Origin of the sequence: Duganella sp. CY15W (assembly GCF_009857555.1) — a bacterium.
Lineage (GTDB): Bacteria > Pseudomonadota > Gammaproteobacteria > Burkholderiales > Burkholderiaceae_D > Rugamonas > Rugamonas sacchari.
Genome location: NZ_WWCQ01000001.1, coordinates 2,012,951 through 2,037,133, shown reverse-complemented (window position 1 = coordinate 2,037,133; position 24,183 = coordinate 2,012,951). Strand labels below are relative to the sequence as shown.

Genomic DNA, 24,183 nt, shown 5'->3' with positions numbered 1-24,183 from the left:
AAAAAAAGCCCGGCGAACCGGGCAGAGGGAGGAAGCAGGCTTATTTGAGGGCGCCGAACACTTTGCCAATCAACTTGCTGCCCGTGCCCAGCGGGTCGGCGCGGATGGCTTTTTCCTCTTCAGCGATCATGGTGTACAGGCCGTCCAGCGCGCGCTGCGTGACATAGCCTTCCACCGTGGCCTGATCCTTGGCGATCACGCCGATTTTCGGCGCCAGGTTCATGGCCGCATTGTATTTGGTGGCCAGGCCGGATTTGTCGGTGACTTTTTTCACCACCGGCAGGAATTGCACGGCCAGCTTGTCCTGGGTTTTACCACGGAAAAAATCGGTGACCGAGGTCTCGCCGCCGGTCAGGATGTTCTTGGCGTCGGTGACGGTCATCGACTTGACCGCATCCAGCAGCAGCGGCTTGGCCATGGGCACGGCCGCTTCGGCCGCATGGTTCATCTGCACCACCAGGTCGTCCAGTTGCTGGCCTTTGCCCGTCATTTTGAGAATCGGTCGCGCCTGTTCCAGTATCTTGGGCAGCGGGATACGCACCTTGTCGTTGTTGAGGAAGCCACCGTCGGCGCCGAGTTTGCTGACGGCCTGGCTGGAGCCGGTTTCCAGCGCTGCTTTGAGGCCGCCGGAAGCGTCCTTGTTGGTGAGATCGTCCAGCGACAGCGCAAAGGCGCTGGCCGCCAGCACGCTCAGAGGAATCAATACGGCGATGGAACGACGGGATATCTGCATGGGTGGACCTCCAGGTTGGCAGCACCGGCAACCGCCGGTATGCGCTACTGTACTCCACCGCGCCTTACGCCGCCAGCGCCGGCATCTCCCTCGACAGGCGTTCGATGAGGCGGTCGCATTGGAACACGCTCAGCGTGGTCTGGCTGCCGTCGTCGTTGTCGATGTTGATGACCTCATCCATCTCGGTGCGCGGATCGCCCTGCGCGTTCGGGTTGCGCATCATCTTGGGCGCGCCAAAGCGGCGGCTGTCCTCGATGGTCATGATGTTTTCGACCGCATCCACCATCAGTCCATAGCATTCGTCGCCACGGTCCACCACGAGAATCTTGGCTTTCGAGGTGTCTTGCAGCGGCGCCATGCCATACAGGCTGCGCAAGTCCACTACGCTGACCATTTGCTGGCGCAGATTGAGCATGCCATACATGAACGCCGGCACGCCGGGCGGACGCGTGATTTCGCCGGACGTGAAGTCGATGATCTCGCGCACCTGCTTGATCTCCACCGCATAGCTGTTTTCCAGCGCAAAGGTGATGTAGACCTTGCGCTGGCCACGGCGCGCGTCCTGCCGCTGCAGCTTGTTCAGCACCTCCTCGTCCTTGGGGTAGAGGTTGGCGTGGCCGCTGCGCATTTCCTTGATCTCGTTGCTGGAGAAGATTTGCTGGTGGTCGAGGAAGAAGATATCGCCCAGGTCCGGCTTGGACAGGCAGCCGCCGAACATGCCGGTGCGGGTCTTGCTCAGCAGCGGAATCGGCATCACTTCTTCGCTGTAGAAGTTGACGATGTTGTTGACCGAGTCGACCAGGAAGCCGATGGTGGCGTCGTCGATGCGCGCCACGATGATGCGCTGGTCGGCGCCGAAACTGCGCTCGGCGCCCGCCACTGAAGGCGTCGCCGCATTGAGCAGCGTGGCAAAGTCCACCACCGCCACCGGACTGCCGCGGAAGTTGATGCGGCCCAGGCACAGTGCGCTGTTGAGCACCGAGGCCTGCAGCTCGGGCACGCGGATAATCTCCTGGATCGCGCTCATCTCGAAGGCAAACGCCGAGCCGCCCACGCAGAAGCTCACGCACTGGCGGCGCTCGCCGTGCGTGCGGCGCGCCAGGCGGTCGGCGGATTGCAGCGCCAGCACCTGCGGCACGTTTTCAATGCGTATCAGCGCGTCCGGGTCCAGCACCTGCACCAGCCGTGCGCCGTGGTTGAGCAGTATCGTGCCGGCCACCACGCCGCCTTGGTCGCCATCGTTGTAGGTGAGGGTGCTGCGCTGCTCGGGACGCACGCGCAGGATTTCGCCGGTGGCGTGGAACAGTATGCCGACCAGCACGCCCTGATAATCGAGGATGGCGATTTTGTCGGTCGGTAGCGCCGAACGCGCGCTGGCGTCAAACACGCGGCCCAGGTTCACCACCGGGATCACGCTGCCGCGCAGCGTGAAGATCCCTTCCAGGAATTTGGGCGACAAGGGCAGCGTGGTCATCTTGTCCGGATAGTTGACCACCTCGCGGAAGCAGCTTGCGGGCAAGGCGAATTCGTCTTCGCCCAACACAAAAGAACCAAACAGCTCCGTGACGGAGGTGGCGGAAGCATCAGGCATAGGTAGCCTTCGAAGTAGTGGTGACGATTTCCTGCACCGTGTAGTCGCAGGTGGCGCAATCGATGGTCAGCGTGCGGCCGCATTTGCCGCCGACGCGGCAGTAAGCCACGTTGAGGCCGTGTTTGCGCAGGTGATGGCGCGCTGCGTCGGCATTCTGCTGGCCGATCTGCAGGCGGCTGGAGCAGGCATTGAGCATGGTGGCGCCGCCGGCGACCACCACTTCAATATCCGCGTAATCCGCCTCGGTGGCGCCCATCAGGCGCAGCAGCGAAGGCACGGCCTGGTTGACGTAGCGCGCACCCAGTTCCTCGGCCGCTTGCGGGCACTCCGGCAGCAGGCAATGGGCCAGGCCGCAGCGCCCGCGCTTTTTCCAGAGGATGCCGATGCCCACGCACGAGCCCAGCAGCGCCTGCAGTTGGCCGGTGCGGCTGGCGATCTTGATTTGGCCCATGCCGACCTGGACTGGTGGGCGCGGCGCGCTGCTGTCGCGTTCGGGCGCCTCCAGCTCCGGCCAGGGCAGGGGCGCCAGAAACGGCAGATTGGTATGGATGGTTGCTTGCATGGGACACCGCCTTTTATTCCATTCGATATATCATCGGCCGGTCGAACTGGTAGGCGGTGTTGAGGCCAGAGATCGATTCGGATTCACCCACAATCATGATTGAGTGGGCCGCCATGCTCAGGCGCGCTTGCTGAAGGATGGTTTGCTGCTGTTCCTGATCGAAGTAGATCAGCACGTTGCGCAAAAATACCAGGTCAAACTGCTTGGCAGGCTTGAGTGGCGTTAGCAAATTATGTTGGGCTAATTCCACGTTATTCTTCAATGCATCCACCACCCGCAGGCCATTGGCACTGGGACGGAAGTACTTCTTGACCCAGTCCGGATGCGAGGACTGGATGCGTTCCACCGAACGGCCGGTGTACTGGCCGTCGCGCGCCAGCGCCAGGATCTGCCGCGAAATATCGGTCGCGTGGATCTGGTAGCTGAAGCCGGGGTGCGCGGCTTGAAACTCTTCGCACAGCATGGCCATCGAGTACAGCTCTTCACCGCTCGAGGCTGCTGCAGACCACACTTTGAGGCGCTTGCCGGGATGCTCGCGCCACCACTGTGGCAAAAACTCCTGTTCCACGTAATCCCACACTTGCGGGGTGCGGAAGAACAGGGTGTCGTTGGTGGTGACCAGGTCGATAAAATGCGGTATCTCGGCCCGGTCCTGCTCCACCATGTCCAGATAAGCCTGGTAGCTGTTCAGCTTCAGCGCCTGAACGCGCGGGCGCAAGCGCCGCTCCAGCAACACGCTTTTCCGCTCGGTCATCGCGATGCCGGTATGCTTGCGCACCAGCGCGATGAGCGCGGACAGCGTTGCCGGTGTGATACCGACGTCCATGGTTACACCGTAAAGCCGGCTACCGTTTTATTCAGATCGCCGGCACGCTGGTTCAAGCCTTCCGTCGAGCGGGCGATGCTGTCGCAGGCGGCGGCCGATTTCTCGGCCTCCTCGGCGATGTACTGCACCGCAGTGCTGACTTCACGCGCGGTCAGCAACTGCTCGTTGGTGGCCTTGGAAATATCGGAAATCGCATTGGTGGTCTTGACCACGCCGACCAGGATCTTGTCGAACGCATCGCTGGCCTGGCGCGAAATCTCGCTGCCCGCCGACACGCGCTTGACCGACTCGTTGATGAGCTTGGAAATCTCCTTGGTCGCCTGCGACGAGCGTTCCGCCAGCTTGCGCACTTCGTCGGCGACCACCGAGAAGCCCAGACCGTGCTCGCCTGCGCGCGCTGCTTCAATTGCCGCGTTGAAGGCCAGCATATTGGTCTGGTTGGCGATATCGCTGATGACCTTGACGATTTCGCCGATGTCTTCCGACGAGCGGTTGATCAGGTCCATGGCTTCGATCGACTTGGCCACGGCCTTGGCGCCCACTTCCGCCTCGTGCTGGGTGGATTTGGCCATGGCGTCGGCGTCCGAGGTATTGCCGGCGATCGTGTTGATCGAGCTGGTCAGGCCATCGATGGAGGCGTTCATCTCTTCCACGGTGGCGCCCAGCGCCTGGGTGCCCACGGCCACGCCGTTGGAGCGTTCGGCAATCGTAGTCGAGGCGTCGGCCAGGCCGCTGGCCGACATCACGACGTCGCTGATGACGCGGCGCAGGTCGGTAATCATCTTGCTGATGCCTTCGGCCAGGTGATCCAGCGGCTCGTCACCTTCGATCGTGACTTTGCTGGTCAGGTCGCCGCTGGCCGCGCGTTCCACCGAGTCCAGCAGGCGGGCGATTTTATCGCCGTCAGCCTTGGCTTTGGCCGTGACGGATTCTTCCAGTTCCACCTGGGCGGTAATATCAGTTGCGTATTTAACTATTTTGTATGGATTACCATTTAAATCCATAATCGGATTATATGTGGCTTGAATCCATATCGTTTTCTTATTATTGCCAATTCGTTTATAGCGTCCGGCATCAAACTCGCCACGATTCAGTTTTTGCCAGAAACGTTTATATTCGGCACTGGCCGCATAATCGGGATCGACAAACATGCGATGGTGCTCGCCTTTGATGTCGTCCATAAAATATCCCATAACATCCAGGAAATTTTCATTGGCGTTGAGCACGTGGCCCTGCATGTCGAATTCAATCACGGCCTGGGCTTTGCTGATGGCGCTGACCTTGCCTTCATACTCGGCGTTGCGCAGGCGGTTATCGGTGATGTCGGTGGCGAACTTGATGATTTTGTAGGGCTTGCCATCGGCATCCATCACCGGATTGTAGGAGGCGTTGATCCAGATCTCACGGCCGTCCTTGGCCACGCGTTTGTACTCGCCATGCTCGTATTCGCCTGCAGCCAGGCGGATCCAGAACTGTTTGTACGCTGGGCTGGCAGCAAATTCAGGTTCGCAGAACATCGAGTGATGGCGGCCCTGAACATCGCTCAGCGAGTAGCCGAGCACGCGCAAGAAATTTTCATTGGCGTGCAAAATGATGCCTTCAAGATCAAACTCGATGACTGCCTGCACGCGGTTCAATGCCGCGTGGATGGCCTGGAGTTCTACATCCTGCGTCTGGGTTAGCTGGCTAGGAGCGTTCATGGGAGTCCCTGTCTGATATTAATGAGATACTAAATACGTAGGTATTTTGATACAGTGTGATATTTAGTGAGATTCAATATGATATTCGGGGGTAGGGAATATGCGTGGCGTTGATTAATTATTTCCTGTATTTAAATCTGGGGCAAGCTGAGCAATAAGGAATCATGGTTAAGTGTACTCCGCAAACGACAGGTTTTTAAATCACTCGCGCCATTACGAAGCGCTACCGCCGGATTCAAAAGCATGAGCTCGTCACAAAAAATAACACGGTCGTTCGTTTTGTAAGGTATAGTAAGCAAGCCTGCCATTTCAACCAAAACATAAGGAAGAGACATGACTGCTGAATATCAAGTGCACGGTGCCGTTGCCGTCATTACCCTGAACAATCCGCCGGTCAACGGCATGGGCCTGGAGACCCGGACTGCGGCGGTGAAGGGCATCCAGCAAGCGCTGGCGGACGATGCGGTCAAAGCCATCGTCATCACCGGCGCCGGCAAAGCCTTTTCGGGCGGCGCCGACATCAAAGAATTCAATACCCCCAAAGCGCTGGCCGAGCCCAGCCTGCATACCTTCATTGCCACTGCCGAAAGCTCGACCAAGCCGGTGGTGGCGGCGATCCATACCGTGTGCATGGGCGGCGGCCTGGAACTGTCGCTGGGCTGCCATTACCGTGTCGCCATGCCGGGCGCGCAGATCGCGCTGCCGGAAGTGAAGCTGGGCCTGCTGCCAGGCGCTGGCGGCACGCAGCGTCTGCCGCGCGTGCTGGGCCTGGAGCCGGCATTGAACATGATTGTCTCGGGCAATCCGGTCGCGTCGGAAAAGCTGCCGGCCCTGTTTGACGAGATCTTTGCCGCCGATGCCGACCTGTTGACGTCGGCCGTGGCCTTCGCTGAAAAGATTGCCGATGTGCGTCCACTGCCGAAAGTGCGCGACCGCAAGGTGGACTACCCGAACCACGAAGCCTTCCTGCAGTTCTCGCGCAACACGGTCAAGGCCATGGCCGGTCCGTTCCCGGCGCCGCTGGAGTGCGTGGAAACCGTGGCCGCGTCCGTCACCATGAAATTTGAAGACGGCATGAAGTTCGAGCGCGAGCGCTTCCTGCACCTGATCCAGACCACCGAATCGAAAGCGCTGCGCCATGCCTTCTTTGCCGAGCGCGTGGCCAGCAAGGTGCCGGATGTGCCTGCCGATACGCCAGTGCGTCCGATCAAGAGCGCGGCCATCATCGGCGCCGGCACCATGGGCGGCGGGATTGCCATGAACTTCCTGAACGCAGGCATTCCCGTCAAGCTGCTGGAAACCCGGCAGGAAGCGCTGGACAAGGGCATCGCCACGATTCGCAAGAACTATGAAAACACGCTGAAAAAAGGCAAGCTGACGCAGGAAAAACTGGATCAGCGCATGGGCCTGCTGAGCAGCACGCTGGCCTACGAAGATATCGGCCAGGCGGACATCGTGGTGGAAGCCGTGTTTGAGGAAATGGGCGTCAAGGAAGCCGTGTTCCGCAAGCTCGATGAAGTGATGAAGCCGGGGGCGATCCTGGCCACCAACACCTCGACGCTGGACGTTGACCAGATCGCCGCGTTCACCCAGCGCCCGCAGGACGTGATCGGTACGCACTTCTTCTCGCCGGCCAATGTCATGAAGCTGCTGGAAATCGTGCGTGGCAAGGCCACCGGCAAAGACGTGCTGGCGACCGCGCTGGCGCTGTCCAAAAAACTCAAGAAGACCGGCGTGGTGTCGGGCGTGTGCGACGGCTTCATCGGCAACCGCATGATCGAGCAGTACAGCCGCCAGGCTGGTTTCCTGCTGGAAGAGGGCGCGTTGCCGGAGCAGGTCGACAAGGCTGCCGAGAAATTCGGCTTTGCCATGGGGCCGTTCCGCATGGGCGACCTGGCCGGCAACGACATTGGTTGGGCGATCCGCAAGCGCCGCTATGTCGAGAAGCCAGAGATCAGCTATTCCAAAACCGCTGACCTGCTGTGCGAAATGGGGCGCTATGGCCAGAAAACCGGCGCCGGCTGGTACGACTACAAGGCGGGCGACCGCAAGGCGTATCCCAACGAGGACGTCAATGCCATGATCGTCAAGCATTCTGCCGACCTGGGCATCACCCGCCGCAAGATCAGCGATGAGGAGATCGTTGAGCGCCTGGTCTACTCGCTGGTCAACGAAGGTGCGCTGATCCTGGAAGAGGGCATTGCACTGCGTGCGTCGGACATCGACATGGTCTACCTGACCGGCTATGGCTTCCCGCTGTACCGTGGCGGACCGATGTTCTACGCCGATACGGTTGGCTTGCCGAATGTGCTGTCGGCCATCAACAAATACGCCAAAGGACACCAGGGCGGGGCGTGGAAGCCAGCGCCATTGCTGAGCAAACTGGCTGCTGATGGGAAAAGTTTCAACGGATAAATTAACGTTGCAAATAAACCATAGTCATTAATTTTGTGTTCACATTTTTCGGCCGGGGTCGCTATAATCGACCCCGGCCGTTTTTGTTTTCCCGCGCCCAGGAAACGGCTGGCAGTGTGGTGGGCGTCCGAATTCATACTAAAAAATCCAGGGGTTTTCATGAAGCACACCATCATCGCTGCCGCACTGGCAATCGCCAGCTTCTCATCGGCTCAGGCTGCCTCCATCAACGGCCTGCACAACACCGGCGAAGGCATCAGCGGCACGGCAGACGCGTACTACACGCTGACTTCGAGCAGCGTCAGCAACACCGTACCGACCATCACCAACGGCAGCCAGTGGCCGATCAACCCGTGGCTGGCCAACACCGACGCCTCGAAATGGATCACGCCAACCGGCACCCAGGGCGAGAGCCTGGACCCATGGAGCAATGGCACTTACACCTACACGCTGCAGTTCGACCTGACCGGTTACAACGCCGCGTCGGCAGTGTTCAATGCGCGCATTGCGGCGGATAACGCGGTGTCCGTCAAATTGAATACCACTAGCCTGTTGAGCAATGCGGTCGGCTTCACCAACTGGAGCGATTTCTCGGCCCACAGCGGCTTTGTGGCCGGCGTCAACACGCTGGAATTCACCGTCACCAACTACGCGTTGAATGGCGGCAATCCAAGCGGCCTGCGCGTCGAGTTCCTGAACTCCAATGTGGCAGCCGTACCTGAACCAGAAACCTATGCCATGCTGCTGGGTGGTCTGGCGCTGGTTGGCGCCATTGCGCGCCGTCGCAAACAACAATAAAAGTGTGGTAAAAGCTCACATGCCGTAGAGAAAATTTATTGGCATGTGAGCATTTCGGCGAAAAGCCCGATATAATTCTTCACAACAAGCACCTCCTTCGACGCCCTAAAAAACGGGTCGGAACTCCAGGCATCCCCATCGATGCTGGCTGAAACGACTAACCGATTTTTTAGAGGCTCCCATGAAACGCCCCCTGATTACCGTTGCCGTACTGGCATTCACTGCCATGACTGCTGCACACGCTGCCAGCATCACCGGCCTGAAAAACACCGGCCTGGGCGCCAGCGGCAGTGCCGACACCAACTACAGCCTGAGTGCAGCCAGCAGCGATATCGTTATCGGCAACAGCGTACCGGTCATCACTTACGACAGCCAATGGCCGATCGGTCCGTGGCTGTCGAACAGCAGCAGCTCCAAATGGATCACGCCGACCGGCAGCCAGGGACAGAGCTTTGACGCCTGGAGCGCGGGCACCTACACCTATTCCCTGTCGTTTGACCTGAGCGGCTTCAACGCCGCCAGCGCCTCGTTCGTGGGCCGCCTGGCGGCGGACAATGCGGTGGTGGTCAAACTCAACAACCAGGTCATCAGCAGCGCGAGCGGTTTTACCGACTGGAGCAACTTCAGCGCAAGTACAGGATTTGTGTCCGGCCTCAACAAGCTGGACTTCGTGGTCACCAACTGGGCGCAGAACGGCGGCAATCCGACCGGCCTGCGTGTTGAGTTTGGCACGTCGAGTGTCATGGCGGCGGTTCCGGAACCGGAAACCTACGCCATGCTGCTGGGCGGCCTCGCCTTGGTTGGCGCCCTAGCGCGCCGCCGCCAGCAGCACTGAGCAAGCAGTAGAGCAGTAGTAGCAAGTAGCAGTAGTAGTAGTAGAAACTCCTTGGGTTAATAGTTTGCCGCCTCTCCACGAGGCGGTTTTTTTTTCCGGGGTCAGTTCTTGCAATCCAACACGGGCTCGTCTGTTGAGACTACACAGAACGATGGATCTCTTCCCGATGTACGGTTTGCTTCATGAGCAGACCATTACGATTCGAGTTTCCCGGCGCGCTGTATCATGTCACCGCACGCGGCGACAGGCAGCAGGCTATCTATCGTGACGACACGGACCGGTTGTTTTGGTTAGAAGTACTAAAAAAGACCTGTGAACGCTTCAACTTTTCAGTACATGGCTTTTGCCAGATGACGAATCACTACCATCTGCTGGTAGAGACTGGCGATGCGAATTTGTCGCGCGGAATGCGCCAGTTAAATGGAATTTATTCTCAGTACTTCAATCGTCGCCATCGAGTAGTGGGGCACCTGTTTCAGGGCAGATATAAGGCGATCCTGGTTCAGAAAGAAGCGCATTTGCGCGAAGCTGCGCGTTACGTTGTGCTGAATCCAGTGCGCGCAGGAATGGTGCGGTTGCCGGATGATTGGCATTGGAGTAGCTACCATCTCGTGACGAGCCTGGATGCATCACCGCCCTGGATGCAAACCAACTTGATTTTGGCGCAATTCGGAGCCACTCGTCTGGAGGCGATTCAAGCCTATCGCAGCTTTATCGTCGCTGGAATAGGAGGGAGCAATCCTTTCAACAACGTTCGGCATCAACTGTTTCTTGGCGACGAGGCTTTTATTGCCGGCCATCGTTGTGCAGAGTTCGATACCACGTTAAACGAAGTGACGAAAACGCATCGGCGCGCACTAGCGCTTTCGCTGGACGAATATCAGGCAAAATTTCAGGATCGGGATATGGCTATCGCTCAAGCCTATCGGTCCACCGCATATACGATGGCGCAGATAGCGGCGCATTTCCACATCTCCTACGCCACTGTCAGCCGCATCATCCACCGTGCAGAGTAAGCCGTTATTGATGAGGTCGTGTTGGATTGCAAGAACTGACCCCGGATGAAAAAAGCCGCCCGAAGGCGGCTTTTGCGGAGCGGCGGGAAAGGCTTTAGTCCGCTGCGTAGATGTTGTTGTCTTTGGTCTCGCCGATGAACAGTACGCCAATCACGACGGTGGCCAGGGCGATGATGATGGGATACCACAGGCCGTAGTAGATGTCGCCCTTGAAGGCCACCAGCGCGAACGAAATGGTCGGCAGCAGGCCGCCGAACCAGCCGTTGCCGATATGGTAGGGCAGGGACATAGAGGTGTAGCGGATGCGGGTCGGGAACATCTCGACCAGCATCGCCGCGATCGGGCCGTACACCATGGTCACATACAGCACCAGGATGAACAGGATCAGCACCACCATCGGTTTGTTGATCTGCGCCTCATCTGCCTTGGCTGGGTAGCCAGCGGCCTTGATGGCGCCGCCGACTTCTTTTTTCAGCGCGGCTTCAGCGTCTTTCGATGGCTTGTCGAAGTTCAGGCCGTCCGGCGTCATGACGGCGTTGAACGAGCTGATTTCCTTGTCGCCGACCTTGATCTTGGCCACGCTGCCAACTGGCGCTTCCTGCGTGGTGTAGTTCACCGAGGCGTTCGACAGCATGCCGGTGGCGATGTCGCACGACGATGGGAACTTCTTGGTGTTGGTCGGGTTGAACTGGAAGTGGCACGAGGCCGGATCGGCTACCACCACCACCGGCGAATTTTTCAGCGCTGCTTCCAGCTGCGGATTGCCGTAGTGGGTCAGGGCGCCGAACAGCGGGAAGTAGGTCGCCGCAGCCAGCACGCAGCCGCCGAGGATGATGTATTTGCGGCCGATCCGGTCGGACAGCATGCCGAAGAAGATGAAGAACGGCGTCGCCAGCGCCAGCGACACGGCGGTCATGATGTTGGCGTTGGCGCCGTCGATCTTCAGTACCTGGGTCATGAAGAACAGGGCGTAGAACTGGCCGGTGTACCACACCACTGCCTGGCCCATGGTCAGGCCGATCAGCGCCAGGATCACGACTTTCAGGTTTTTCCACTGGCCGAACGCTTCGCTCAGCGGTGCCTTGGAGGTCTTGCCTTCGGCTTTCATTTTGGCGAAGGCCGGCGATTCATTCATCGACAGGCGGATCCACACCGAAATCCCCAGCAGCAGTACCGACACCAGGAACGGCACGCGCCAGCCCCAGGCGTTGAAGGCTTCTTCGCCGATCGCAGTGCGGGTGCCCAGGATTACCAACAGCGACAGGAACAGGCCCAGCGTCGCGGTGGTCTGGATCCACGAGGTGAAGGCGCCGCGCTTGCCGTGCGGTGCGTGCTCCGCCACATAGGTCGCTGCGCCGCCATATTCGCCGCCCAGCGCCAAGCCCTGCAGAATCCGCAGGGTGACCAGCACAATTGGCGCCGCGATGCCGATGGCCGCATAGCCGGGCAGGAGGCCGACAATGAAGGTGGAGGCGCCCATGATCAGAATGGTGATCAGGAAGGTGTATTTACGCCCGATCATGTCGCCCAGGCGGCCAAATACCAGCGCGCCGAACGGACGCACGATGAAGCCGGCGGCAAACGCCAGCAGCGCAAAGATGAAGGTGGTAGTCGGTTCGCCGATGAAGAACTGCTTGGCGATAATCGGCGCCAGCGAGCCGTACAGATAAAAGTCATACCATTCGAACACGGTGCCCAGCGAGGACGCAAAGATCACCTTGCGCTCTTCGGCAGTGATCGGGCTGGAGCGCCCGGGCGTGCGCGCGTCAGCGGTTCCTGTATTTGCCATGATGTGTGTCTCCTTTAGTTTTTTAGGATTTTTTCCCCAGCCGAGATAGTTATAACTTCGTCAGCTTGATCCCAGTCTGTACCCCGAACCTTACGTCATGCTTGCTTGAAACTTACGCGAAACTGACAAAAATATTTGCGAACGACCGTACTAAAAATATGCTATTCTGGACCGCATAACACCTCATTCCATAGGAGACTCTCATGATCGATGCCGTCATTGTTTCTACCGCCCGCACGGGTTTGGCCAAGTCCTGGAAAGGCGCGTTCAACATGACGCATGGCGCCACGCTGGGCGGCCACGTGCTGCAAGCCGCGATCGAGCGCGCTGGCATTGAAGCGGGCGAAGTGGAAGACGTGCTGGCCGGCTGCGCTTTCCCTGAAGGCGCCAACGGCGGCAATATCGCGCGCCAGATCGCCATTCGCGCCGGCTGCCCGGTGACGACTGCCGGCATGACCATCAACCGTTTCTGCTCCTCGGGCCTGCAATCGATTGCCACGGCGTCCCAGCGCATCATCGCGGGCGAGGGCGACATCTACGCCGCTGGCGGTGTCGAGTCGATTTCCTGCGTGGCGCAGGAAATGAATCTGCATATGTACAAGGAAGTCTGGCTATCGCAGCACAAGCCGGAAATCTACTGGCCGATGCTGCAGACGGCGGAAACCGTCGCCAAGCGCTACAACATCAGCCGCGAACGCCAGGATGAATACGGTGCGCAGAGCCAGCAGCGCGCCGCCGCTGCGCAAGCTGCCGGCCGCTTTGACGCCGAGATCGTGCCAATGACTACGGTGATGGGCGTGGCAGACAAGGCCTCGGGCATGCTGCTGTCGAAGGAAGTCACGATTTCGGCCGACGAGGGCATCCGCGCTGATACGACGTATGAAGGCGTTTCGAAAATCCGCACCGCACTGCCGGGCGGTGTGATCACGGCCGGTAACGCCAGCCAGTTCTCGGACGGCGGCGCCATGACCATCGTGATGAACGCACAAACGGCTGCCGCCAAAGGCATTGCGCCGATGGGCGTGTTCCGTGGCTTCGCTGCCGTGGGTTGCGAACCGGATGAAATGGGCATCGGTCCGGTGTTCGCGATTCCCAAGCTGCTGAAAAAGGCGGGCCTGAAAGTGGAGGACATCGGTCTGTGGGAGCTCAACGAAGCGTTTGCCGTACAGGTGCTGTATTGCGCCGATAAGCTGGGCATCCCGATGGATCGTCTGAACGTCAACGGCGGCGCGATTGCGGTCGGCCACCCTTACGGCGTCTCGGGCGCGCGCCTGGTTGGCCACGCGCTGATCGAGGGCAAGCGCCGTGGCGTCAAATATGTGGTGGTCACCATGTGTATCGGTGGCGGCCAGGGAGCGGCAGGTCTGTTCGAAGTGGTGTAAGCCGCATGGACTCGACCATTCTGTCGCGCCGCGACCTCGCTTTCATGCTGTACGAATGGCTGGATGCGGAGGCGCTGACGCGGCGCACCCGCTTCCAGGATCACAACCGTGAAACGTTCGATGCGGCGCTGGATACCGCTGAACGCCTCGCCACCGAGCTGTTCGCGCCGCACAACAAGAAAGCCGACAGCAACGAGCCGCACGTGGTGGACGGCAAGGTGCAGATCATCCCTGAGGTCAGGGCGGCACTGCAGGCCTTCTCCGCCGCCGGCCTGATGGCGGCGGGCCATGACTATGAACGCGGCGGCATGCAGTTGCCGGTGGTGGTGGAGAAGGCGCTCGCGGCGTATTTCACCGCGGCCAACGTCAGCACGTCGGCCTACACCTTCCTCACCATGAGCAACGCCAACACCTTGCTCAAGACCGGCACGCCGGAGCAGATCCAGCGCTTCGTCACCCCGATGCTGGAAGGCCGCTTCTTTGGCACCATGTGCCTGTCCGAACCGCAGGCCGGTTCCAGCCTGTCGGACATCACCACCCGCGCGGTGCCGGACGGCGAGCATCAATACCGCCTGACCGGTAACAAGATGTGGATTTCTGCCGGTGAGCACGAGCTGGCCGAGAACATTGTGCATCTGGTGCTGGCCAAGATTCCCGGTGAAGACGGCAAGCTGATACCCGGCGTAAAGGGCATTTCGCTGTTCATCGTGCCGAAATTCCTGGTCAACGATGACGGCAGCCTGGGTGCACGCAATGACGTGGCGCTGGCTGGCCTCAATCACAAGATGGGCAATCGCGGCACCACCAATTGCCTGCTCAATTTTGGCGAAAAGGGCGGCGCCATCGGCTACCTGGTCGGCAAGCCGCATCAGGGCCTGGCCAATATGTTCCACATGATGAACGAGGCGCGCATTGGCGTGGGCCTGGGCGCTGCTGTGCTGGGCTACACCGGCTATCTGCATGCGCTGGACTACGCGCGTAACCGTCCACAGGGCCGTCATCCGGCGCAAAAAGATCCGGCGCAGCCGCAGCTGGCCATCATCGAACACACCGATGTGCGGCGCATGCTGCTGGCGCAGAAAGCCTATGTGGAAGGCGGTTTGGGCCTGGTAATGTACAGCGCCCGACTGGTCGACGAGCAGCAGACCGCCGAAACGCCGGAAGCGCGCGAACATGCTACCCGCCTGCTTGAATTCCTGACGCCGATGACCAAGTCCTGGCCATCGCAATGGTGTGTGGAAGCGAACAGCCTGGCGATCCAGGTCCACGGCGGCTATGGCTACACGCGCGAGTACAACGTCGAACAGTTCTACCGCGATAACCGCCTGAATGCCATCCATGAAGGCACGCACGGCATCCATGGCCTGGATCTGCTGGGCCGCAAGGTGTCGATGCAGGACGGCGCGCTGTTCAAGGCGTTTGCCGCCGAAGTGCGCAAGACCATCCGCAAGGTGCGCGGCAGCGTTGGCGCACCGGATGTAGCGCCGGTGGGCTATGCCGGCATCGGCCAGGACCTGCTGTCGCACGCCGATGCGCTGGAACAGGCATGGCAGGTCTTGGAGCAAGTGACGCAAAAGCTGTATGCTGTCGGCGACATGAACAAGACGCTGGCCAACGCCAGCACCTATCTGGAAGCCTGTGGCCACATCGTGGTCGCGTGGATCTGGCTGCAGCAGGCGCTGGTGGCAGCCGCATCGCTCGGCGCGAACGATGCGGACTTCTATCACGGCAAGCTGCAAGCCTGCCGCTACTTCTTCCGGTGGGAGCTGCCGAAGGTTGGGCCGCAGCTGGAACTGCTGGCCAGCATAGACACCACCACGCTCGATATGAAGGATGCGTGGTTTTAACAAGGAATAGCAATGCTCAAGCACATCGTGATGTGGAAACTGAAGGACCACGCCGAAGGCGCCGACCGCGCCACCAATGCCGCCAAAATGAAGTCCATGCTGGACGCCTGCGCCAATCTGGTGCCCGGCATCCTGAAGTTTGAAGCGGTGGTGGCCCAGCCTGGCCTGGAAGCCACCTACGATGTGATCCTGTATTCCGAATTTACCGGCAAGGCCGCGCTGGACGCGTACCAGAACCATCCTGAGCATGTCGCCATCAAGCCGTTCTTCGGCGCGGTGCGCGATCAGCGCCAGTGCATGGACTACGAAATATAAAAGGAGACATCCCATGCGTACTACCCAAGAACTCTTTTCCCTGCAAGGCAAGACGGCACTGGTGACCGGCGGCTCGCGCGGCCTGGGTCTGCAAATGGCGCTGGCGCTGGGCGAGCAGGGCGCGAAGATCGTGGTCTCGGCCCGCAAGCAGGCCGACCTTGATGAAGCGGTCGCCTACCTGTCGCAGCACGGCATCAGCGCGCATGCGATTGCCGCCGACCTGTCGCAGGACGAGCAGGCCGCGCAGCTGGTGGATGGCGCCATTGCGCATCTCGGTCACATCGATATCCTGATCAACAACGCAGGCGCCAGCTGGGGCGCGCCGGCGGAAGACCATCCTGTCGATGCCTGGGACAAGGTCATGGACCTCAACATCCGCAGCATTTTCGTGGTGTCGCAACTGGTGGGCAAGCGCTCGATGATCCCGCGCGGTTATGGCCGCATCATCAACATCGCTTCGATTGCAGGCCTGGCTGGTAACCCGCCAGGCACGATGCAGACCATCGCCTACAATACTTCCAAGGGCGCGCTGGTCAACTTCACGCGCACGCTGGCGGGCGAGTGGGGCCGCCATGGCATCACCGTCAACGCGCTGGCGCCGGGCTTCTTCCCATCGAAGATGACCAAGGGCCTGCTGTCGCAAATGGGCGACCAGCTCATCGCCCACGCGCCGCTGAACCGCCTGGGCGATGATGAAGACCTCAAAGGCGCGGCGGTGCTGTTCGCGTCGGACGCGGGCAAACATATCACGGGCCAGATCCTGGCAGTGGACGGAGGCGTTTCCGCAGTATGAGTATTCCTGAGCATTACCAGCGCATCGTACTGGCGGCGCGTCCGCGTGGTGCGGTCGCGCCGGAGAATTTCCGCCTCGAGACCGTGCCAGTGCCGGCACTGGCCGATGGCGAGGTGCTGATCCGCAATCACTATCTGTCGCTGGACCCGTATATGCGCGGGCGCATGAGCAAGGCCGCCAGCTACGCCGCTTCGCAAGCGCTGGATGAGACCATGATCGGCGGCACGGTCGGCGAAGTGGTCGCGTCGCGCAACGCGTTTTATCAGGCCGGCGATTTCGTCAACGGCATGCTGGGCTGGGCCGAGATGGGCGTGTCCGATGGCGTCATGCTGCGCAAGCTCGATACCACGCGCATTCCATTGTCGGCCTATCTTGGCGTGGTCGGCATGCCGGGCATGGCGGCGTGGTATGGCTTCAACCAGATCATGGAAGCGGCTGCGGGTGAAACCGTGGTGGTGTCGGCCGCCAGCGGTGCGGTGGGCAGCGTGGTCGGCCAGCTGGCGCGGCTGCGCGGCTGCCGTGTGGTGGGCATCGCGGGCGGGCCGGAGAAATGCGATTACGTGGTCAATCAACTGGGCTTCGATGCCTGCGTCGATTACAAGGCTGGCAATCTGGACGCCGATCTTGCGGCCGCCACGCCGGACGGCGTCGATGCGATTTTCGAGAACGTCGGCGGCGCCTGCCTCGATGCCTCGCTGGCGCGCACCAATGCGTTTGCGCGCATCGCGCTGTGCGGCCTGATCGCCGGCTACAACGGCGCCGACATGCCGATCAAGAATTCGCGCGTGCTGCTGATTAACCGCCTGACCATCCGCGGTTTCATCATCACCGAACATATGGAGTACTGGCAGCAGGGCCTGCAGGAGCTGGCCGTGCTGGTCGCCAACCGTCAGATCAAATATCGCGAATCCGTTGCGGACGGCCTGGCCGCCGCGCCGGAAGCGTTTATGGGCCTGCTGCAAGGGCGTAATTTTGGCAAACAACTGGTGAAGCTCATTTAAAAATGAAAACATTCCGGGACAAAGTCGCCGTCATCACCGGCGGTGCAAGTGGTTTGGGCCGTCAATTCGCCAACGTGGCGGCACGTGAGGGCATGAAGCTGGTGCTGGCCGATGTACAACGTGACGCGCTGCAAACGGCGGTCGATGAATTGACCGCGCAGGGCGCCAGCGTCATCGCGCAGCTGTGCGATGTGCGCAAAAGCGAGCAGGTGCAGGCGCTGGCCGATGCGGCGGTGGCCAAGTTCGGCGCCGTGCATCTGCTGTTCAACAACGCTGGCGTGGGTTCCGGTGGCCTGATCTGGGAAAACACCGAGGCGGACTGGGAATGGGTGATGGGGGTGAATGTCTGGGGCGTGATCCACGGTATGCGGATTTTCACCAAGTTGATGCTGGCCGCAGCGGAGAGCGATCCCGCATTCGAAGGCCATATCGTTAATACAGCGTCGATGGCGGGCCTGCTGAATGCGCCGGCGATGGGGGTTTACAACGTCTCCAAGCACGCGGTGGTGTCACTGAGCGAGACGCTGTATCAGGACTTGCAACTGGTGGGCGCGCCCATCGGCGCCTCGGTGCTGTGCCCGTACTTTGTTCCGACCGGCATAAGCCAGTCGCACCGCAACCGTCCCGAGGATGTGCGTATGACGACGGGGCCGACGGCCAGCCAGCTGGCGGCGCAGGCCATGACGGATAAAGCCGTCTCGTCCGGCAAGGTGTCGGCCGAAGCAGTGGCGGAGGAAACCTTCCGCGCCGTGGCGGAAGGCCGCTTCTACATTTACTCGCATCCCGAAGCGCTGGCCGGTGTGCGTGAGCGCATGGAGCATATTGTGGCGGGCGCCAATCCCGCCGACCCGTACGCCGCAGCGCCGCAACTCAAGGACCTGCTGCGCGCGAAAATCAAAGGAGCAAAAGCATGATCAGGCTGGGAGATTGGGGCACGCTGAGCGCGGATGCAAAACTGATCCGCACGGAAGTCTTCGTCGAAGAACAGAACGTGCCGGCCGAGCTGGAAATGGACCACATGGATGCGGTCTGCCTGCACGCGGTGGCTTATGACGCCGAGGGAACGCCGGTCGGTACCGGCCGCCTGCTGCCGGATGGCCACATCGGCCGCATGGCGGTACGCAAATCCGCGCGCGGCACCGGCGTCGGCGGTCAGCTACTGCAAGCGTTGATGGAGCAGGCCAGATTGCGCGGCGATACCCTGGTGGCGCTGAGCGCGCAAACGCATGCCGCACCGTTTTACGAACGGCACGGCTTCAGCGTGGATGGCGATGAGTTTTACGAGGCGGGTATCGCGCACATCAACATGCAGCGCAACTTCTGAATCAGGCCTTTTTGCGGCGTGCGGCGTAGGCCAGCATGCCCAGGCCGGCGATCAGCATGCCGTAGGTTGCCGGTTCAGGAACTGCGGTAACTGCGCCGAAGGTGGCCAATGCCGAACCCGCGGTGTAGCCTGGCGCGGTCTTGGTCAGGGTAATGCCGAAGCTATGCGTGCCTGCGCTCAGCAGGACATTGCTGGCGACACCCTGGAAGTAGTTGCCGACGTAGCCGCTGGTATTCCAGGTGATGGCATTGCCGTCCAGCGACAGGGCAAATTCGTCGCCTGGGATAAACATGTCGGTGAGCGTGACGCTTACTTTGGATGGGCCGGCCACCGTCAGGCTGAAACTGTCGAGGGCAGGGCCGATGCCGGCGTTCCAGTTAAACTGGGTGCTCAGCCCTGTGTCTGGAACCGTAATGACGCCCGCATAAGCGTTGACAGCCGTGACACCGGCGAGCGCAACACCTGCCAACAGCATCTTCATGGTTTTCATACATTCCCCTTTGTGAATTATCTAAATTTCACTAGATGCTATCACGAAGGAAATTGTTTATAACAACATTTTTTAAATCAAGCTTCGCTATTGATTAGCAAGCCTTTGAGGCTGTCGAGCTTTTTGCCGATTTGCAGCGACTGTTCCGATGGGAACTGTTGCAGCACTTTTTTGGTCTCGTTATCGATGACTTTCACGACCGACAGGCCACTATCCTCATCGATGCTGAAATGCACTTCGCTGTTGTCTTTCAGAAAGTGATTAATTGCATCTACGGAATTTTTTAACTCAGTTTTACTCGGTGCGCGGGGCTGAGCACTGTCTTTAGGCGCGACAATAGCGTTTGTTGCATCCGTGCCCCCATTTTTACCGGACGCAGGCGTGGACGCCGTCGCCACAGTGGCGATGGATGGCAAGTCCAGGCGGCTGATGCTGCTTGTGTCCATAGTGGCTGATTTCCTTCTTCTGTGTCGTGGGGCGCGGCAGGCAACGGAATGCTCCGCTACTGGTGATAACGGCAGGTCTGAAGAAAAATTGAGCGAAATGTCCCAAAAAATGCATGAGATGCTCGCAGATGCCATCGCGCAACATGATGCCCCGCTGATGGGCCTGGCGTCATTGCTGCGGCATGCCGATGCGGGCGAAGACCTGGCATCGATCGGCCAGGTGTTGTTGCAACGCGCGCAAGCCTACCCCAATGACGCCCACGCCTACATGGATTTTTCCACGGTCTTGCATCTCACGGGCGAGCATGAAGATGCGCTGGCCGTGCAAGCGGAAGCCATCATGCTGCAGCCGCACTATACGATTCCCGCCGCGCGGCCGCAGCCCGGATTGACACTGCTGGCGCTGATGGGGCCGGGCGATCTGGAGGCCAACACGCCGGTTGAATTCCTGCTGCAGGACAGCGACGTCAAACTGGAGTTGCTGTATCTGCGCGCTGATGAGGCGTTCCCGGAACAGGTGCCCGCGCATGACATCATGCTGGTTGCGGTGGCCAGCACGGAGGCAAATCAACCGCTGCTGGCATTGTTGGCGGACTACGTCAGCAACTGGCCGCGCCCGGTAATCAGCCATCCCGAGCAGATCCGTATGCTGTCGCCGGACCGGGTGCCGGCTGCACTGAGCGGTCTGCCAGGTGTGGCGATGCCGCTGGCGGTGCGTGTGGATTGCAGCGCGTTGGGCCGGCTTGCAGTCGCCCAGTTGCCGGTCAGCGTGCGGCCAGCCAAAGGTGAAACGCACTGGCACAGGATAGAGACGCCAGCGCAACTGGCCGCCTATCTGGCAGCAGCGGAGGGTGTGGAATTCTTCGTTGCCAGCGCTGCCGGTGATGGTGCGCAAGCACTGCGCCGCGTTGTCCTGATCGATGGCGAGCCTTGCGTTTGCGATGACATGCGGCGGCACCGGCCAGCGCTATCGGCCATCCAGCAACGCCTCAACCTGCCTTACCTCTGTGTGGATTGCGCGGAGCTGCCGGGCGGCGAACTGCTGGTTGTCGATGTATCCAACGCCAAGGGCAGCTTCACCGATGTGCAGCGCAAGGCGTTCCGCGACCTGCTGGGCCGGGTGGCCGCTCAGTGGACCAGCATTTCGTGCAGCGTGGCCGGGGCGTCCTTGTAGAGTTTGACCACGGTGGACGTGCGCGTGCCATAGCTCGGGCTTTCGATGCGGACGGCTGAGAGTACGCGCTCCAGATCGCGCGGCACGCCGGTTTCCGGCAGACGCAGATCCGGCGCCGGTGCGGTGTCGGACAGCATTTCAAAGAAAGCTTCGTCCGGCGCGCCCAGGCACAGCAGGCTGGCGAACTGGGCTTTGGTTTTCAGCACTTTCGGCCACGGCGCATCCAGCAAGGCGTTGGACAGGCCGTAGACGCCGGGCGCGAGCGGCTGGCCGTTGCGCGCATCGTTGTCGCCCTTGTTGGAATACCAGATCAGCGTATCGCGGTCGCCCAGCACCAGGTTGAAACCGTTGTACTGGTCGGCAGTGGGGCGGATGGCGGCGACATATTCCTGCGGCGACATGCTGCCCGCAAGGTAGTCGGCCACCAGCTGGCCGCGCGATGGCGCCTGGTCCTTATGTTCGGACGGCGCGCGGATGTTGGTGATGGCGGCAAAGCGCGATGGCCCGCCGTCATCGCCCGGCTGGGTAATTCCCATCCAGCTGCCGCCTGCCTGCAAATCGCGGCCCGCGAAAATCTGTGGATGTTCGGGCCACGGTGCGGCCGGCGCGGTGGCGCGTTGGTAGAATTCGTCGCGGTTGGCGGCGGCGATCAGCGGTACCGCAGGCACGACCTGCCAGGCAAAAACAATCAGGCACATGGGACGACATCCATAAAAACTTCGGTGTGGCGCAGGCCGGCGATCCAGGCCAGCAAGCCGGCCTCGTGCACCGCGCTGTCGAGCACGGCGGCAAATCCTTCCGGCGTGGACGGGTAGACTTCCATCCAGGTCTGCACGCCTTCCCTGGTCTCTGGACGGCGTTTGAGTTGGCCCGCAACGCCATGGCGCTGCGCCAGCGTCGCCTGCATGACGGCGGCCGCTGCCTGCAAGGATGCTGCGTCCGCGTCCTTGACCTTGTAGTAGATGTACAGATCCATGCTAGAGATCGAGCGGTTCCAGCACGTACGGCATGTCGAGGAAGGTCAGCGCCACGCCGTCGGCCGAGCCGAGGCGGACCGAGCCAGCTTCGATGGCGGCCAGCTTCATTTCCACCAGCGCGTCGATGCCGCCCTGGCCGTTGGGTGCGGCGTTGACGATCATGCCGCAGGGCTGTTCGGGATCGGCGGTAGCAAACACTTCCATGCCGGCGGCGGCGGTGGCGTCTGGAATGCTGACCAGCGTGGTGCGGCGTTTGAGCTTGCCCAGATACTGGCTGCGCGCAACGATTTCCTGGCCCGGGTAGCAGCCTTTCTTGAAGTTGACGCCGCCCAGCAGCTCGTAATTGACCATCTGCGGAACGAACTGTTCCTGCGTCGCCTTGGCAATCTGCGGCACGCCGGCATGGATTTCCGACAGATGCCAGGCATCGCCAGCACCCACGGTCAGCTTGCCGGCCAGCACCGGCACCACGGCGGCGGCAGTTTCGGCCGACATCAGCCACTGGTAGCGCGGCGCGCCGAAGGCGTCGGCAACGCGGATCAGCGTGCCGGTTTCGGCATCGATCCTGGTGTACGGTGCGGCGGGCAGGGCGCTGAACCACTGGCCCAGCACGGTGTTGGCGCTGGCGCCGCCCAGGCCCAGCAGCAGCTGGTTGGCCGGGGCGTCGGTCGCGTCGCTGAGCTTGGTTTTGGAGCGCAGCACAAACATGCTCAGGCGTTTTTGCACGGGCGCCTGGATGTCGCGCGGCAGTTGCAGGAAGATAGTAGTTACGTTGCGCCACATCAGGAACGAGGCCAGCAGGCGCCCTTTCGGCGAGCAGTAGCCGGCCAGGCGCACTTCGCCCTGGCCCAGGTGCTCAACATCGTTGGTCAACTGATTGTGCAGGAAACTGGCCGATTCCTCGCCGTCCAGCGCGATCAGGCCCAGGTCGGTGATCGGGGCGACAAAGCCGGCTTGCAGTTGTGCGGTGGTCAGCGGAGCCGCTTGCTGCGCTAAAAGTTCGTTCCAAGAAGACATAATTTTCAATATTTTGACGGGGAAGGCATTATCATTACGGGCTCATTATAGTGATGTCGCGGCGATCGCGTCAGATGCCACGCAAAACGTGGCACTGGCGTGGCGTGCCAGGAACTGGCAAGCTGTGCGACTTGACCCAACAATTCGGCTTTAATAATGGCTTTTATCAAAAAAATAATCGGTCTATGTGTTTTGCTGGCCATCGTCAGCGGTGCTTATTTTATGTACTGGTCGCAAAATCCGATCATTCCGCCCGAGGCGGAGTCGATTGAGTTTACGATCGCGCCCGGCAGCGGCGCCCATGCCGCCGGCCAGCAAATCGCCGAAGCGGGCGTCCCCATCCAGCCGCTGCTGTTCAACTTGCTGGCGCGCGTGACGGGCAAGAGCAGCAAGCTGAAAGCCGGTTCCTATGAATTGAAGCCGGGATCGACGCCGCTGCGCCTGATCGACCAGCTGGCGCGCGGCGAGTTTGCGCAAGAACAGCTGACTATCATCGAAGGCTGGTCGTTCCGCCAGATGCGCGCCGCGATCGCCGCACACAAGGGCCTCAAGCACGACACTATCGCGTTGTCGGACAAGGAAGTGATGAGCGCCATTGCGTCCGAATATAAGGATGCGGAAGGGCTGTTCTTCCCGGATACCTATTTGTTCGCCAAGGGCGCCAGCGACCTGCAAATCTACAAGCAGGCGCATGCCATGATGCTCACGCGTCTGGCCGATGCCTGGGAAAAGCGCGATCCGGCGCTGCCGTACAAGAATCCGTATGAGGCGCTGACCATGGCCTCCATCGTGGAAAAGGAAACCGGCCAGAAATCCGAGCGCGCCATGATCGCCGGCGTGTTCGTCAACCGCCTGAAGATCGGCATGCTGCTGCAGACCGATCCGACCGTGATCTACGGCATGGGCCTCAAGTACGACGGCAAGATCCGCAAGAAGGACCTGGAAACCGACACCCCGTACAATACCTATACCCGTTCCGGCCTGCCGCCGACGCCGATCGCCTTGCCGGGCGTGCAGTCGCTGACGGCGGCGCTGGCGCCGGCCAAGACGGCGGCGCTGTATTTCGTCTCCAAGGGCAATGGCACCAGCCAGTTCTCGGACAACCTGAACGACCACAATCGGGCAGTCAATCAGTATCAACGATAAGAGTAA

24 protein-coding genes are annotated in these 24,183 nt (G+C 60.6%); 13 read left to right on the top strand and 11 right to left on the bottom strand.

The window, feature by feature from the left end; all coding sequences use genetic code 11:
* Positions 1-40 precede the first annotated feature (40 nt).
* From GTP58_RS08790 to GTP58_RS08770, 5 genes are all read right to left on the bottom strand, one after another.
* Complete coding sequence (locus GTP58_RS08790) at positions 41-733, bottom strand: DUF4197 domain-containing protein (protein WP_161077090.1); 693 nt, start codon at positions 731-733, stop codon at positions 41-43.
* A gap of 64 nt (positions 734-797) precedes the next feature.
* Positions 798-2,324, bottom strand: a complete 1,527-nt coding sequence (locus GTP58_RS08785) for a chemotaxis protein CheW (protein ID WP_161077089.1) — start codon at positions 2,322-2,324, stop codon at positions 798-800.
* Positions 2,317-2,886, bottom strand: a complete 570-nt coding sequence (locus GTP58_RS08780; RefSeq protein ID WP_161077088.1) for a chemotaxis protein CheD — start codon at positions 2,884-2,886, stop codon at positions 2,317-2,319. Before GTP58_RS08780 ends, GTP58_RS08785 begins: the two co-directional genes overlap by 8 nt.
* A gap of 13 nt (positions 2,887-2,899) precedes the next feature.
* The gene (locus GTP58_RS08775) at positions 2,900-3,712 is read right to left on the bottom strand and encodes a protein-glutamate O-methyltransferase CheR (protein WP_161077087.1); all 813 of its coding nucleotides are present in this window, start codon (positions 3,710-3,712) and stop codon (positions 2,900-2,902) included.
* 2 nt (positions 3,713-3,714) lie between these two features.
* On the bottom strand, positions 3,715-5,412 hold the full coding sequence (locus tag GTP58_RS08770; protein WP_161077086.1) for a methyl-accepting chemotaxis protein: 1,698 nt from the start codon (positions 5,410-5,412) through the stop codon (positions 3,715-3,717).
* Between the two features lie 333 nt (positions 5,413-5,745).
* Here GTP58_RS08770 and GTP58_RS08765 point away from each other — a divergent pair, with 333 nt between their 5' ends.
* The 4 genes from GTP58_RS08765 (at position 5,746) to GTP58_RS08750 (ending at position 10,476) form a co-directional block, all read left to right on the top strand.
* The gene (locus GTP58_RS08765) at positions 5,746-7,827 is read left to right on the top strand and encodes a 3-hydroxyacyl-CoA dehydrogenase NAD-binding domain-containing protein (RefSeq protein ID WP_161077085.1); all 2,082 of its coding nucleotides are present in this window, start codon (positions 5,746-5,748) and stop codon (positions 7,825-7,827) included.
* 159 nt (positions 7,828-7,986) lie between these two features.
* Positions 7,987-8,625, top strand: coding sequence for a PEP-CTERM sorting domain-containing protein (locus GTP58_RS08760; protein WP_161077084.1), 639 nt, complete (start codon positions 7,987-7,989; stop codon positions 8,623-8,625).
* 181 nt (positions 8,626-8,806) lie between these two features.
* Positions 8,807-9,460 carry a PEP-CTERM sorting domain-containing protein gene (locus GTP58_RS08755; protein ID WP_161077083.1) on the top strand — a complete coding sequence of 218 codons (654 nt, stop codon included), beginning with the start codon at positions 8,807-8,809 and terminating at the stop codon, positions 9,458-9,460.
* Between the two features lie 182 nt (positions 9,461-9,642).
* Entirely contained in the window at positions 9,643-10,476 is an 834-nt protein-coding gene (locus tag GTP58_RS08750; RefSeq protein ID WP_161077082.1) for a transposase, read from the top strand.
* A gap of 94 nt (positions 10,477-10,570) precedes the next feature.
* Here the strand turns inward: GTP58_RS08750 and GTP58_RS08745 are convergent, their stop codons facing one another.
* The gene (locus GTP58_RS08745) at positions 10,571-12,265 is read right to left on the bottom strand and encodes an MFS transporter (RefSeq protein ID WP_161077081.1); all 1,695 of its coding nucleotides are present in this window, start codon (positions 12,263-12,265) and stop codon (positions 10,571-10,573) included.
* A gap of 203 nt (positions 12,266-12,468) precedes the next feature.
* Here GTP58_RS08745 and GTP58_RS08740 point away from each other — a divergent pair, with 203 nt between their 5' ends.
* Genes GTP58_RS08740 through GTP58_RS08710 form a run of 7 tightly spaced genes read left to right on the top strand, consistent with a single transcriptional unit; the run spans position 12,469 to position 18,927 of the window.
* Positions 12,469-13,647: an acetyl-CoA C-acyltransferase gene (locus GTP58_RS08740; protein WP_072781782.1), complete on the top strand. Its 1,179-nt coding sequence runs from the start codon at positions 12,469-12,471 to the stop codon at positions 13,645-13,647.
* A gap of 5 nt (positions 13,648-13,652) precedes the next feature.
* A complete protein-coding gene (locus GTP58_RS08735; RefSeq protein ID WP_161077080.1) occupies positions 13,653-15,494 on the top strand; it encodes an acyl-CoA dehydrogenase in 1,842 nt (613 codons plus the stop codon).
* Positions 15,495-15,506: 12 nt separating this feature from the next.
* Complete coding sequence (locus tag GTP58_RS08730; RefSeq protein WP_161077079.1) at positions 15,507-15,809, top strand: Dabb family protein; 303 nt, start codon at positions 15,507-15,509, stop codon at positions 15,807-15,809.
* A gap of 13 nt (positions 15,810-15,822) precedes the next feature.
* Positions 15,823-16,602 carry an SDR family oxidoreductase gene (locus tag GTP58_RS08725; RefSeq protein ID WP_161077078.1) on the top strand — a complete coding sequence of 260 codons (780 nt, stop codon included), beginning with the start codon at positions 15,823-15,825 and terminating at the stop codon, positions 16,600-16,602.
* A 2-nt stretch (positions 16,603-16,604) separates the two neighbouring features.
* Positions 16,605-17,603, top strand: coding sequence for an NADP-dependent oxidoreductase (locus GTP58_RS08720; RefSeq protein ID WP_161077333.1), 999 nt, complete (start codon positions 16,605-16,607; stop codon positions 17,601-17,603).
* A 2-nt stretch (positions 17,604-17,605) separates the two neighbouring features.
* A complete protein-coding gene (locus tag GTP58_RS08715; RefSeq protein WP_161077077.1) occupies positions 17,606-18,517 on the top strand; it encodes an SDR family oxidoreductase in 912 nt (303 codons plus the stop codon).
* Positions 18,514-18,927 carry a GNAT family N-acetyltransferase gene (locus GTP58_RS08710; RefSeq protein WP_161077076.1) on the top strand — a complete coding sequence of 138 codons (414 nt, stop codon included), beginning with the start codon at positions 18,514-18,516 and terminating at the stop codon, positions 18,925-18,927. The genes GTP58_RS08715 and GTP58_RS08710 overlap by 4 nt, the downstream gene beginning before the upstream one ends.
* Before the next feature lies 1 nt (position 18,928).
* On the opposite strand, the gene GTP58_RS08705 is transcribed toward GTP58_RS08710, so the two are convergent.
* Together GTP58_RS08705 and GTP58_RS08700 are read right to left on the bottom strand one after the other, a co-directional pair.
* Positions 18,929-19,417: a PEP-CTERM sorting domain-containing protein gene (locus tag GTP58_RS08705; RefSeq protein WP_161077075.1), complete on the bottom strand. Its 489-nt coding sequence runs from the start codon at positions 19,415-19,417 to the stop codon at positions 18,929-18,931.
* 77 nt (positions 19,418-19,494) lie between these two features.
* On the bottom strand, positions 19,495-19,863 hold the full coding sequence (locus GTP58_RS08700) for a flagellar protein FlaG (protein WP_072781800.1): 369 nt from the start codon (positions 19,861-19,863) through the stop codon (positions 19,495-19,497).
* Positions 19,864-19,960: 97 nt separating this feature from the next.
* Between GTP58_RS08700 and GTP58_RS08695 the strand changes: the two genes are divergently transcribed.
* The gene (locus GTP58_RS08695; RefSeq protein ID WP_161077074.1) at positions 19,961-21,037 is read left to right on the top strand and encodes a RimK family alpha-L-glutamate ligase; all 1,077 of its coding nucleotides are present in this window, start codon (positions 19,961-19,963) and stop codon (positions 21,035-21,037) included.
* Here GTP58_RS08695 and GTP58_RS08690 read toward each other — a convergent pair.
* The 3 genes from GTP58_RS08690 to GTP58_RS08680 are packed head-to-tail and all read right to left on the bottom strand — an operon-like array spanning position 20,992 to position 23,031.
* On the bottom strand, positions 20,992-21,735 hold the full coding sequence (locus tag GTP58_RS08690) for an NRDE family protein (protein WP_161077073.1): 744 nt from the start codon (positions 21,733-21,735) through the stop codon (positions 20,992-20,994). The two genes, GTP58_RS08695 and GTP58_RS08690, sit on opposite strands and share 46 nt — an antisense overlap.
* The gene (locus GTP58_RS08685) at positions 21,726-22,013 is read right to left on the bottom strand and encodes a DUF4936 family protein (RefSeq protein WP_161077072.1); all 288 of its coding nucleotides are present in this window, start codon (positions 22,011-22,013) and stop codon (positions 21,726-21,728) included. Before GTP58_RS08685 ends, GTP58_RS08690 begins: the two co-directional genes overlap by 10 nt.
* Position 22,014: 1 nt before the next feature.
* Complete coding sequence (locus GTP58_RS08680) at positions 22,015-23,031, bottom strand: folate-binding protein YgfZ (protein ID WP_161077071.1); 1,017 nt, start codon at positions 23,029-23,031, stop codon at positions 22,015-22,017.
* Between the two features lie 156 nt (positions 23,032-23,187).
* Between GTP58_RS08680 and mltG the strand changes: the two genes are divergently transcribed.
* Positions 23,188-24,177, top strand: a complete 990-nt coding sequence (gene mltG / locus GTP58_RS08675; protein ID WP_202413521.1) for an endolytic transglycosylase MltG — start codon at positions 23,188-23,190, stop codon at positions 24,175-24,177.
* Positions 24,178-24,183 lie beyond the last annotated feature (6 nt).